The 12204-nt window shown below is 70.5% G+C and carries 6 protein-coding genes; 1 reads left to right on the top strand and 5 read right to left on the bottom strand.

Annotated features, from left to right (window positions below; all coding sequences use genetic code 11):
- Positions 1–278: 278 nt before the first annotated feature.
- Positions 279–497, top strand: a complete 219-nt coding sequence (locus OV427_RS33530) for a hypothetical protein (RefSeq protein WP_267860287.1) — start codon at positions 279–281, stop codon at positions 495–497.
- Positions 498–503: 6 nt separating this feature from the next.
- Here OV427_RS33530 and OV427_RS33525 read toward each other — a convergent pair whose 3' ends face one another.
- Genes OV427_RS33525 through OV427_RS33505 form a run of 5 tightly spaced genes read right to left on the bottom strand, consistent with a single transcriptional unit; the run spans position 504 to position 12166 of the window.
- A complete protein-coding gene (locus OV427_RS33525) occupies positions 504–1019 on the bottom strand; it encodes a hypothetical protein (protein ID WP_267860286.1) in 516 nt (171 codons plus the stop codon).
- A 19-nt stretch (positions 1020–1038) separates the two neighbouring features.
- Complete coding sequence (locus OV427_RS33520; protein ID WP_267860285.1) at positions 1039–4119, bottom strand: POTRA domain-containing protein; 3081 nt, start codon at positions 4117–4119, stop codon at positions 1039–1041.
- Between the two features lie 11 nt (positions 4120–4130).
- Positions 4131–8060 (bottom strand): translocation/assembly module TamB domain-containing protein, encoded by a 3930-nt coding sequence (locus tag OV427_RS33515; RefSeq protein WP_267860284.1) that lies wholly within the window; start codon positions 8058–8060, stop codon positions 4131–4133.
- 5 nt (positions 8061–8065) lie between these two features.
- Positions 8066–9010 (bottom strand): ExeA family protein, encoded by a 945-nt coding sequence (locus OV427_RS33510; RefSeq protein WP_267860283.1) that lies wholly within the window; start codon positions 9008–9010, stop codon positions 8066–8068.
- Positions 9011–9034: 24 nt separating this feature from the next.
- On the bottom strand, positions 9035–12166 hold the full coding sequence (locus OV427_RS33505) for a tetratricopeptide repeat protein (protein ID WP_267860282.1): 3132 nt from the start codon (positions 12164–12166) through the stop codon (positions 9035–9037).
- Positions 12167–12204 lie beyond the last annotated feature (38 nt).

Here is a 12204-nt window from a genome sequence, read left to right as displayed (position 1 = left end):
ACGATAGGCGGACGAAAATGCCCCGCAGTCGAATGAGCCCTCAGCGAAGACTCGAACTGGAGTTCGCTGACGCGAGTATTCGTCTGGAGATCTCCCTGCGTAATCAGGGGCACGAGCCGTTCAGAGCCGAAATGCTCCGTTTCCTACGGAGAATGCAAGCCCGGGCGCAATCGACCTTCGTGAAGCGAGAAATGGCAAGGCGGGTTGAAGAGGCCATCTTGTCCAGGGCCTGCATGCTCCCCGAGCCGGAGGCGACTCTACGCACTGAACTCAGACACATGACCCGGCTTGGATTCTCCAGCATCGAAAAGAGGGTGCACATCGCCGCCATGCTCGGCAGATGGATTCAATTGGGCAGGGAGGACTCTCCCGTGGTCCGGCCGTTCATCGCGGACGCTGCTTCACGGGTTCAACGGCTGAGAAAAGGGCGCTACAGGAGAGCTCTGCAGGAATCCATCGAGCTCGCCATGACCCGCACCGGCATGAAGCCGGGCTGAACCACGTCACGGATACCTGTCCACCACCTGGATGATGCCCGTGTTGTCCTGCACCACGGAGAAGCCCTTCATCGGGCTCGGGTAGGCAATCAGCCCCTCGCCGTCCCTGTCCCATCGTGCGTCGAGCAGGACTCCGCAGAAGGGCACGGACATCACCCCGCTCTCCGGCAGGAAGATGCGGTCATACCGGCCGAACACCCGGTGCTTCGTCACGTACAGGCGCCCGCCAATTCGCGCCCCCGGCAGCTTCTTCTCTCCATCCTCCCGCGGCAGCGCAATCACGAAGCTGTAGTTGTACCGGGCCGGCCCCGGGTGGTCCTGGATGGCGTCCACGATGACGGGGACCTTGTCCCCCGGCTTCAACCCCAGCCGCTCCATCTGCAACAGCGCCCCGCGCGGGCACTCTCCCTCGGGCGGCATCCACTTCGGACGCTCCGCCTTCACGCCCTCGCCCTGCGTGTGCCGGCAGCCCGAGAAGAGCCCCAGCACCACCCACGCCGCCATGTATACCGGCCCGCGCATGCGCACCCGTGCGCCTCCTTCAGAACGTGCCGATGCTGAAGTGGAACTGCGTGGTCGCCTCGTTCACTGTCTCATCCGGGTCCAGGTTGAAGCCCACGTCGAACGCCAGCGGACCCACTGGCGTCACGTACCGCAAGCCCGCGCCCGCCGCGTACCGCAACCGCCCCGGCTCGAATGCCGTCCGGTCCAACCACAGGTTGCCCGCCTCGAAGAACAGGCCCAGGTCCAACGACGTCAGCGCCGGTAGCCGCAACTCCGCCTTGCCCAGCGTGAACAACTCACCGCCCTGGCTCGCCGGCACCTGCCCCGCCAGCACCGCCTTCAACTCCGCCGAGCACCCCGCCGGCGTAATCAGCGCCCGGCAGTCCCGCATCCGCTGCTGCAGGGCACCGCGCACGTCCTCCGGCAGCACTCCATCCTCGCGGAAGCCGCGCAGGCTCGACGAGCCGCCCAGGTAGAACAGCTTCGAGCCGATGGCCTGCGCGTCCTTCTCCAGCGGGATGATGGTGCCCGCGCGCGCCGACAACGCCATGCTCGCCCGCCGTCCCAGGGGGATGTAGCCGCTCAGATTGCTCGACAGCTTCACGCCGTCAATCGGGTACCCCTCCACGCGGTTGCCCGCCACGTCCGTGGGCTTCACGCTCAACCCCCGGGTGAATTCCGCGCTCGAGATGAACACCACGCCCTTGCGCGGATTCGCCGGGTCGTCCCGGAAGTCCAACGTCGCCGAGGGCCGCAGCGAGTGCAGCGCGAAGTCCCCGAAGGGGTAGCGCAGCCGCTCCTGGTCCGCGCGGTTGAGCAACTCCAGCACGCCCGCGCGCGAGCGCAGCCGGTTGTTCTCCACTTCGTACGACAGCGACACGTTCAGCCACGGCGCCGCGGCCCAGTCCAGCGCCGCCGCCGCCGCGAATCGCGTGGACACATACGACGGCCGGTGCACGCGCTCGCCAATCAAGTCCAGCCGTGCACCCACCTCCAGCGGCAACATGAAGAACAGGCGCGGCTGCGCCAGCGCCAGGTTGCCGCGCCCACCCAGTCCATTCAGCCCCTGCAATTCCGCGTCGCAGCCCGGCGCAGTGCCGCCATCCACACCCTGCTGCGAGCAGGCGATGCGCCGGTCCGCCGAAAGCGCCTCCGCGCTCCAGCCCGCGTAGTTCACCTTTCCGCGCGCCAGCAGGCTCAGGCCCATGCCGTCCAGGTTGCGGTAGGCCGTGTCGAGCGTGATTCGCGGACCGTCCACGAGGAAGTAGCCGCCGGACACCTGGCCATCCAGCCGGGGCCGCTCCTGCACCGTCACCAGGACGTCCTTCGTCTCCTCGCGCCGCGTGGGGTCCGCCAGCGACACGTCCACCTGCCGGAACACGCCCAGCCGCGCCAGCCGCCGCTGCCCCTCCGTCAGTCGCTCCAGCGCGACGGGCTTGCCCTCCTCCAGGTCCAGGTTCGCCAGCACCAGGTCCGGGTCCGTGCGCGTCAGTCCCTGCACGAGAATCTTCCCCACCCGGACCTGCGGCCCCGGGTCCGTGCGGAACACCACCGTCGCCGCCTGCCCGTCCTCGCCCACGCTCGTCTCGGTGGTGGTCCGTCCGAAGAGGTAGCCCCACTGGGCCAGCCCGCGCTCCAGCGTCTGCCGAGCCTCCTCGACCTTGTCGAAGCTCAGGGCCTGGCCCTTGCGCAGCGACAGGCCCACCGGAACGAGGGGCACGTCCTTCGGTACGCCCACGAAACGCACGTCCGTGACGCGCGCCTGCGGGCCCTCCTCCACGTCGAAGTCCGCCACCGCCGTGTGGCTTGTCACGTCCACCGTCAGCCCGCGGAACGACACCGCCGACGAGAGATAGCCCCGCTCCCGGTACAGCTCGTTCATCGCGTCCACGGCGTCCAGCCACGCGTCCTCCACGTACACCGAGGACGGGTCCGGCAGCGGCTCCAACGTCCCCTGCTCCGGGCCGAGGCGCCCCTCTGCGTTCAGCGGGTCATCCAGCAGGCGCAGGTCCAGCTCCGGGCGGGGCTCGCCCGCGCGCACGCGCTCCGTCAGCAGCGCGCGCAACTGCTCCGACTCCAGCCCCTGGTTGCCGTGGAAGCGCACCTCCGTCACGCGCAGCGGGTGTCCCTCCTCCACGTCGAAGGCCAGCGCCGCCAGCTCTCCGTCCGGCCGCACCACCTCGCGCGGCCGCACGTGCACGTCGTGGAAGCCGCGGTGCCGGTAGAAGGCCTCCACCCGCCGCGCCAGCCGGCCCGCCACCACCTCGTCCAGCGACTCCGCCACGTCGTGCGCCAGCACGCGCTCCAGCAGCGTCGCCGGGAAGCGGCGGTTGCCATGGAAGCGCACCGTGTACCGGGGCCCCGCCGACAGCGGCACCGCCACCGTGGCCGCGCTGCCCTCCACCAGCACCGAGGGCGTCCCCACCTGCGCGCGCCAGTGGCCCGCCTCGCGCAGCAGCGTGCGCAGCCGCTCCAGGCCCGCGTCCAGGCGCACCCGGTCGAACACCTCGCCGGGCCGCATCTCCAGCACCTCCAGCAGCCGGGGCAGCGCGAAGCCCGGGCTGCCGGAGAACGTCACCATCCGCACCCGCGTGGGCACGCCCTCGTCCACGGTGAGCGACACCGCGAGCCCGTCCGTCACCGGCTCCTGCCGCACCGTCACCTTCGCCGAGTCATAGCCCTTGCGCTGGTACGCCTGGAGGACGGAGGACACCGCGCCCTCCAGCTCCTCCGCGTCCAGCGGTCCGCCCTCCAGGAGGCCGCTCGCCTCGATGAGCTCGCCCTCGGACAAGACGGCGTTGCCCAGGAAGCGCAGCCGCGCCAGCCGCGCCACGGGCGTGAGCTGGAACACCAGCCTCACGCCTCCCGGCACCTCCACGGTGCGCGCCACCACGTCCGTGAAGCGGCCCGTGGCCCACAGTCGCTCCAGTGAGCGCCGCACCGCGCCCGGCGCCAGCGTCTGGCCCTTGCGCACCGCCACGAGCCCCGTGAGCCCCTGCGCGTCCGCGCCGCCCGGCAGGTGCAGCTCCACGGCCACGACGACCGGCTGGGACTCGCCCTCGGGCTGCGCCGCCGCCGCGCCCGACACGAGGGCGCACAGCAGCAGCACCCACGCCATGAAGGCGCGGGCTACTCGACCTCCCAGCTCAGCTTCAGCTCGAGCCCGAGGTTGCCAAACGAGGCTTCGCTGTTCTCGTTGTCCCACTGGGCCTGAGCGGAGAGTCGGTCGTCGAAGCGGTACTCGGCGCGCGCCCGCGTGCCGCGCCCGCTCACCGGTTGTGTCATGCCGATTTTAAGCTGCTCGCTCAGGAACTTCGACTCCAGTTGTGCGGTCGGCTCCGCCTGCCGGGTGGCGTCGTTGTAGGTGGTGGCGATTTGTAGCGACAAATCCCGCAACACCGGGTTGCTGGGGAGGAAGCGCTGGAGCTGCCGGTCCAGGCCCGACACGTTGAAGAGGGCCTCGGCCGCCAGGCCGGCGCTCGCCGTGGCCGCCGTGTCCCGGTCCGACGAGGTGAAGCCCAGGGTGAGCAACGAGACGATGTCCCCCTCCACCAGCGCCGGCTCCGAGGAGAGCAGAATCTGCGGGTCCGCCGGCTTGCCGAAGGCGTGCAGCTTCACCGTGTACTCGCGCACCTGCGTCTGGGCCTGGACCTCGAAGACGGGGTCGATGCCCGTGGCGTCCTGGAACTCGACCTGCCCCTGGTTGATGGTGAAGGGGTTGTTGCGGAAGAAGGCCTGGCTGCCCTCCGCGAGCTCCACCCGGCCCAGCAGGCCCGGCCGCAAGTCGGTGCCCGTCAGCCGCACGTCGCCCAGCAGGCGCGCCTTCGCCAGGTTGTTGTCCACCCGGACGTCGCCGAAGTGCACGTTGACGTCCCAGATGACGAGCGGCTTCGGTGGCTCCCCCGTGGAGGACGTCACCGGCGCCGAGGGCGTGTAGGTGCGCTTCTGGAGGGACTTGAGCATCGACTCCACGTCCAGGGCCTTCTGGTAGCGCATCTTGACGATGTCCAGCCCGCCCGTGACGGTGAAGCCATGGGGCGGCCCGCTCACCTGGAGCAGCCCGGAGAAGGTGGCGGGCAAATCCTCCGTGAGACGGTAGGGCACCTCGTCGAGCTGCACCGTGAGACCCAGCCGCGTCGGCAGGAAGCGCTCCAGCCGCACGTCGCCGCGCGCGGACACACGGCCGTCGTTGAGCTGCCCCTGCAGGTGCTCCAGCAGCACGCGCTGGCCGGTCAGCTCCAGGCGCCCGGACATGCCGCGCACGTTGACGGGCCAGTCCCTCGGCGCCAGCCGCAGGTCCAGCAGCTCCGCGGTGCCCACCACGGACGGTGACGCCGGCGTGCCGGTGATTTCCGCGTCCACGGTGACGCGGCCGGTGGCGCGCTCCACCATGGAGGGCAGGAGCGACTCCAGCATGCGCACGTCCCAGCCGCCCCGCAGGGTGACGTCCATGCCGCGAGGCCCCATCCACCCTCCCAGCGACAGGTCCACGTACGGCCCCAGGAAGCGGAAGGGCTGTACGTCCAGCCGGCTCGCCGCGTAGGCCAGGACGATGGGGCCCGTGTTCTCTCCGTGCACGTCGTCACGCGAGAGCACGAGCTTGTCCACCGTGGCACTCACCTCCGAGCCGGCGGGCTCCAGCAACTGCCCCTTCGCGCTCAGCGTGCCGGAGAGCGAGCCGGACACGCCGGCCCACAGCGGCTCGGCGGGCAGCAGCGGGCGGATTTCCGGCAGCGACAGCGAGCCCTGCGCTTCATAGGGCCAGTTGTCCTTCACCTTGAAGCCCAGCCGCCCCGTGGCGTCCTGGAAGGGGTGGCCCGTCACCACGAAGTCCTTGCCCACCAGGCGCCCGGTGAGGTCCATGGCGCCCAGGTTGCGGTCGGCGAAGGTGACGCGCGGCGCGCGCAGCGTGGCGTCCACCACCGGCACGTCGGCGGTGCCGGACACCTTCCCGTCCATCACCATGGTGCCCTGGATGCCCATGCGCTCCGCCAGCTCCGGCCCCACCGTCTCCGCCAGCGACAGGCCGTCGCCGCCGAAGCGGTAGTCCAGCCCGCCCGCGAAGGCGAAGGTGCCGTCCGCCCACGTGCGCCCCAGCGGGCCCTTCAGCACGGTGCGCTCGAGCACCATCGCCTTGCCGTCCACGAAGCGCAGGCGCATGGCGCCGTCGCCCATGCGGCGGCCGAAGTAGGTGGTGTCCTTCACGTCGAAGGCCACCAGCCCCTCCAGCTTCTCCACCGGGCTGTCCACCTCCACGCGCCCGGTGGCCGTGCCGCCCAGCGTCCCCCGCATCACCTCCAGCGAGGGGCTCAGCCCCGCCACCACGTCCACCAGGTCCTCGGTGCGCCCCTGCGGGACATTCACCTCGAGGCGCAGGCCGAGCAGCCGCCCGAAGGACACACCCGCCTTGCCGTAGTACTGCGTGCGCCCCTTCTGGCCGGTGAAGGCGGGGAAGGCCAGCACCCCGTCCGAGTACCCCAACTTCCCCTGCAGCACGCCCAGCGAGAGGTTCCAGAAGACGAAGTCGCGCATGGACAGGCCCGCCTCCACCTTCACCTGCGAGGCAGGGCCCGTCACCGAATACGTCGCGCTCCCCCGCCCCGCCCACTGCAGGCCGGCGATGTGGCCGAAGTCCGCGAGGTCCAGGTCGCCATGGCCGTGGATGTCCAGCCCCAGCCCGTCGCCGATGAGCAGCCCCACGTCTCCGTGCACGCGCGAGCGGCCCGACTCCGCGGTGACGTGGTTGAACGACACGCGGTCCGCTTGAATCTTCACCTGCGCCTGGGCGCGGCCCTTGTCGAACTCGAGGATGGTGAGCCCCGAGTCCTCCGGCGCGTCGTACGCGCGCGTGGCCAGCACGAAGGGGCCGGTGCGCAAATCCAACGGGCCGGCCAGCGAGAAGCGCGGCAGGAGGTTTCCGTCGAGCTGCGCGTCCAGCGTGGCCGGGAAGTCCACCCACGAGCCCTTCACGCCCGCCCGGTCCAGGATGCGCCCCAGCGACGCGTCCTCGGTGGACAGCGACACCTCCAGCGGGAAGTTGGGCGTCAACCCGAGCCGGGCCGTGGCGCGCACCTTCCCCGCGCCCACCGGCACCACCAGGTCCTCCACCCGCACCTCGTCGCCCGAGTACGACAGGCGCGCGGTGAGGTTGGTGGGACCGAAGCGGTCATACCCGAGCCCGCTGCCGGACAGCTCCATCGACACCGCGGGCGCGGACGGCTTGCCTGCAATCGACACGCGGGACCAGAGGTGGCCGGTGGCCGGCTTCGGCACCAGGTGCGCCTGGGACAGCGTGCGCAGCGGGAGGAACACCTGCGCATCCAGCGCCAGGTTCGGGTCGCACAGGGACTCCACGCGGCCGGACACCGTGGTGGTGATGTCGTCGAGCGACACCTCCGCGCGCTCCAACTCCAGCAGCGCTTCGTCCGGGTCCACCGCGCCCGCCACGGCGAGCTGTCCCAGCGCCAGCTCCTGCCCGTCCGGCCCCAGCCGCACCAGCCCGCGCCGCGCCTCCACGTCCAGCTCGATGACGCCCCAACGCTCCGCCCAGCGCACGTCCAGCTCGCCCACCTCCACGCGCCGCCCCTGTGGCAGCGCCAGCCGCAGCTCCGCCCCGGTGATGTCCAGCTTCGCCACCCGCAGCCGCTCCAGCGGGTCCAGGAAGCAGCCCTCGGACTTCTTCGCGGGCTGCGGCGACGGCTGTGACAGGTCGAGCGTCACGCGGGGCCGCGTGGCCCGCACCAGCGCCAGCGAGAGCCGGCCGCTGAGCGGACGCAGGAAGCCCAGCTGCACCTCCGCCATGTCCGCCGCGACGAGCGGCGTGTCCGTGCCCGGAAGGAAGAGCGAGAAGCCGTACACGAGGACGCGCGAGTTCAGCGGGTCCAGCTCGCACCGGCCGATGCCCACGTCCAGCCCCAGCACGTCCGGCAGGTTCCGTCGCGCCAGCGTGCAGGCCACGTCCCACGACGCCTGCATCCGCAACAGCAGGATGCTCCCCGACAGCAGGAGGAGCACCACCAGCAGCGCTCTGCGCGCACTGTTGCGACCCGGGGAGGACAAAGCCCCTACAGCTTACCCAGCCCTTCGAGGTAGCGGTCGATCTCCGCCAGGTCCACCTTGCTGTTCGCCGTCCGGGGCAGCGCCGTAACGGAAGCGCCTGCTCCCTCGGCTGCTCCACTGGCGGGCGTATTCACGCCCTGCAGGCCCAGGTTCTTCCCGATGCGGTGCACCAGGTCCGCGGAGACGGTCTCCTGCCGCGCGAGGAAGGCCTCGAAGAGGGCGTTGTCGCACAGGGTGTTGATGACGCGGGGCGAGCCCGACGAGTGCTCGTGCACGGCGAGCAGCGCCTCCGGCGAGAAGGGCATGCGCGGGCACCCGGCGAGCCGCAGGCGGTGCTTGACGTACGCCTCCGTGGACTCGGCGGTGAAGGGCTCCAGCTTGTAGCGCATGGCCACCCGCTGCGCGAGCGGCGGGTCCAGCTTCAGGTTCTTCTCAATCTCGGGCAGGCCGAAGAAGACGAAGGAGATGAGCTTGCGCTCCGGCACTTCCAGGTTCAGCAGCCCCCGGAACTCCTCCATCAGCTCCCGCGTCTCCAGCATCTGCGCCTCGTCGATGAGGACGACGGCCTTCTTGCCGGACTCGTAGATTTGCAGGAGGCGCTGGTAGAGCTGCGACAGCAGCGCGAGCTTCTCCTGCGCGGGGTTCTCCACGCCCAGTTGCAGGGCGATGCGCCGCAGCAGCCAGTTGGCCGTAATCCCGGAGTGGATGATGACCAGCAGCGCGGCCTCGTACTCGGACTCGGGCAGCGAGTCGAGCATGCGGCGCGCCAGCGTCGTCTTCCCCGCGCCGATGTCCCCGATGAGGATGGACAGGCCCTTCATGTAGCTCACCGCGTGCATCAGCCGCGTGAGCGCCTGCGAGTGCTGCGCGGAGTTGTAATAGAAGCGACTCACCGGAGCGTTGGAGAAGGGCTCCTGGGTCAGCTCGAAGAAGTCGAGGTAGGTCGTCATGGGCTCGCCGGACCTCGGGGGTGACTACAGGTAGCCGACCTTGCGCGCCTTGGACGCGCCAGCCGCCGGCATCGGGGTGGGCGCCACGGCCGCCGCGGGTGCGGGGGCGGCGTTCGCCTTCGCTCCATTGCCCGCGTGCGACGGCAGCGGGTCGTCCTCCGGCTCCACCGAGGCTGCCAGCCGGTTCATCTGCGACGACACGTCGCGGTACTTCGCGTCCACCGCGGAGACGCGCTGGTAGTGGTACAGCGCCTTGCCCGGCTCGCCCAGCGCCTCGTAGGCCGCCGCCAGCTCGAAGCCGAGCGCCTTCGTCTGCTCCGCCGTGGCCTGCGGGCTGGACAGGCCCTCGCGGAAGACCGCCACCGCCGCCGCGGCATCACCGCGCAAGAGCTGCAGCATCCCCATCATGGTGATGCAGTCCAGCTCGCGCTTCGTCCCCACGCAGCCCTGGCGGGCCACGTCGAACTCGTGAAGCGCGTCGTCGAGCAGGCCCATTTCCTTGTAGGCGATGCCCAGGTCGTAGTGCGTGTCCACGTCCTCGGGCTTCACCACCTTGGCCAGGCCCTTCTTGAACTCGGAGAACACCTCCTCCACCGAGTACTGGAAGTCCTCCTCCGCCGGCGCGGCGGCCGGGGAGTCGTCGCCCAGGTTGTCGATTTCGCCGGCCAGCTCCGCCGCCAGGTCGAACGCGTCGCGCTCGCCTTCCGTGTCGAGCACGGGCTGCACGTGCGGCACGGACACCGGCTCCGCGGGGGCCTCCTCGGCCTCCACGCCACCGCCGGCCTCGAGCTCCTCCAGCCGCGCCATCAGCTCGCTGGCGCGTGCGTGGCCCGGGAAGGCAATCATCACCGTCTCGAGGATTTCCCGCGCCTCCTCCAGCAGGCCCTGGTCGAGGAAGAAGGACGCCTCGTCGCACTCCTCCGCCGCCGGCTCCTCCTCCTCGGGCGCGGCCTCGGCCTGCGCCTCGGGCGCATCCTCCAGCGCCGGCTCCGAGACGACGTCGGCCTCCGCCTCCGGGACAGGCTCCTCGTCCGCGAGCGCGGGAATCGCGTGCGAGGCGGTGGGCTCCTCGTAGTCCAGCGGGTCGCCCAGCGCCGTCGCCGTGACTTCGGCCTCGTCCTCCTCCAACATGGACGGGTCCAGCGCGGCAATGCCCACGCGCGTGGGCATGTCCTCCACGTCCAGCGGAGGCGGCTCCGAGAAGGCCTCATCCGCCAGCGCTTCGTCCTCCTCCAGCGCGGGCAGCTGCCGGGTCTGCGGCGCGGCCTCCTGGAGCAGCGCCCGCGTGGGCGCGCGAATCATGGTGGGCGGCGGGTCGTCCTCGTCGCCGAGCGACAGCGCCTCCATGGACGTGGCCGTGGCCTCGCCCCCCAGCGACTCGTCCTCGAGCGAGTACGACGACGTCGCGCCCAGGTCGTCGTCCGGGGCAACGAGCGGCTCGTCGTCCACGAGCGACATGCCGGGCTCGTCCGTCAGCACCAGCCCGTCGTCCTCGGCCACCAGCGTCTCGTCCGAGTACGCCGCCGCCGCCAGGTCCTCCGGCGCGGGCGTGCCGTACATGTCGTGCTCGCTGGAGACGGCCTCACCGACGAGCGCCTCCTCGCTGACGACGGAGGAGTCACCTTCGTCGTCGATGACCTCGTCGGAGTCGCTCGAGGGCAGCGTGGTCAGCGCCAGCTCGTCCCCGGGCGGGTGCAGCAGCGCGTCTTCCGGCGGAGGGGCGACGAGAATCTCGTCATCGCTGGAGTCGACGAGGATGGCGTCCTCGCCCACCGACTCCACCACCGCCACCGACGGCGCCGCCGCCACCGGGCCGTCCGTGCGCAGCACCGACAGGAACGCGGGCACCTCCGGGTGCGCCGGGTTCTCGTTGAGGATGGTGGCGAGGTACGGCTGAGCGCGCTGCACGTCCGCCGCGCGCGTGCACAGCCGCAGCACGTTGAGCAGCTGCTCGGACGCCTGGGCCGCGTTCCCCGAGGCGACGTAGATCTGGTACGCCTTCTCGTGCGCGTCCAGGTTCTCCGGGTCGACCGTGAAGACCTTGCGCAGGTGCTCCAGCGCTTTGTCGTGGAGCCCGTACTTGACGTAGACGTCCGTCTCGGTGAGCAGCTTGGCCAGCTGCTCCCGGTTCATGCCCGCCGCGGGCGGCGGCGCCACCGGAGCAGGCGTGGGCGCGGGCTGCGCGGGCGCGGCGGCCTGTGGCGCGGCGCGCGGCGAAGGCGCGGGCTGCGGGGCCGCCGCGGCGGGCTGGTGCTCCACGGGCGCCGAAGCGGGCGCGCGGCGCGCGAGCAGGTCCGGGTCCTCGGGGTCCAGCACTTCAATCTGCGTCCAGACGGCCTCGGCCTCGGTGGCGCGGCCGCGCTCCTGGTGGATCTTGGCCAGCTCCTTGTAGACGGACACCGTCTTGGAGGTCTGCCCCAGCCCCTGGAACGCCTGGGCGAGCAGCGTGAGCGTCTCCACGTCCCGGCCGTCCGCCTTGAAGCACACCTGCAGCTTCGCCAGCGCGCGCTTCTGGTCGCCGCGCTGCAGGTAGGAGACGGCCAGCTCCTTGGCCAGCGGGAGGTTCTCCGGCTCCAGCGTGGACAGCCGCTCCGCCACGCGGAGCCAGTCGTCCGCGCGGGCATTGCGCTTGAGGTACTCGGCGGCGCGCTTGAACTCCTGCGCGGCCTCGCGCGTCATGTTCTCCCGCGCGTACAGCTCCGCCAGCTTGATCTTCGACGCCACGTTCTCCGGGTCGAGATCCACCATCTTCTTCAAGGTATCGAGCGACGCCTTGGTGTCGCCGGACTTGTCGTAGTGGTTGGCGACGATCTGGAAGTACGCCATCGCCTCGGACATCAGCCCGAGCTGCTGGTGGAGCTCCGCCAGCTTGAGGTTCACCTCCAGCAGGTTCGGGTTGAGCTTGAGGACCTGCTTGTAGAGAGCGACGGCCTTGAGGAAGAAGCCGTCGGAGGAGTAGCTCTCCGCGACCTTGGTGAAGAAGTGTGCCGCCTGGTTGTTGTCGTTCTTCTTCTGGTACAGCTCCCCCATCTTCTGGAGGACCCGGATGTCCTTCGGATCGACCTCCAGGACCTTCTGGTACTCCTTGATGGCCTTGTCGTAGGCGCCCTTCGCGACCAGCTTCGCGGCGGCTTCGATGATCTTGTTCTTGTCCATCGAGCGGTGGGCTTCCAACAGGCCGAAACCCCTTGAAC

Origin of the sequence: Pyxidicoccus sp. MSG2 (genome assembly GCF_026626705.1) — a bacterium.
Lineage (GTDB): Bacteria > Myxococcota > Myxococcia > Myxococcales > Myxococcaceae > Myxococcus.
The sequence above is the reverse complement of the archived record's forward strand: the minus strand, read 5'-3'. Positions and strand labels throughout refer to the sequence as shown.

Bases quoted from the DNA above. Each gene is read 5' to 3' on its own strand.
- OV427_RS33530 (WP_267860287.1), top strand. From the start codon at position 279: ATGACCCGGCTTGGATTCTCCAGCATCGAAAAGAGGGTGCACATCGCC.
- OV427_RS33525 (WP_267860286.1), bottom strand. From the start codon at position 1,019: ATGCGCGGGCCGGTATACATGGCGGCGTGGGTGGTGCTGGGGCTCTTC.
- OV427_RS33520 (WP_267860285.1), bottom strand. From the start codon at position 4,119: ATGGCGTGGGTGCTGCTGCTGTGCGCCCTCGTGTCGGGCGCGGCGGCG.
- OV427_RS33510 (WP_267860283.1), bottom strand. From the start codon at position 9,010: ATGACGACCTACCTCGACTTCTTCGAGCTGACCCAGGAGCCCTTCTCC.
- OV427_RS33505 (WP_267860282.1), bottom strand. From the start codon at position 12,166: ATGGACAAGAACAAGATCATCGAAGCCGCCGCGAAGCTGGTCGCGAAG.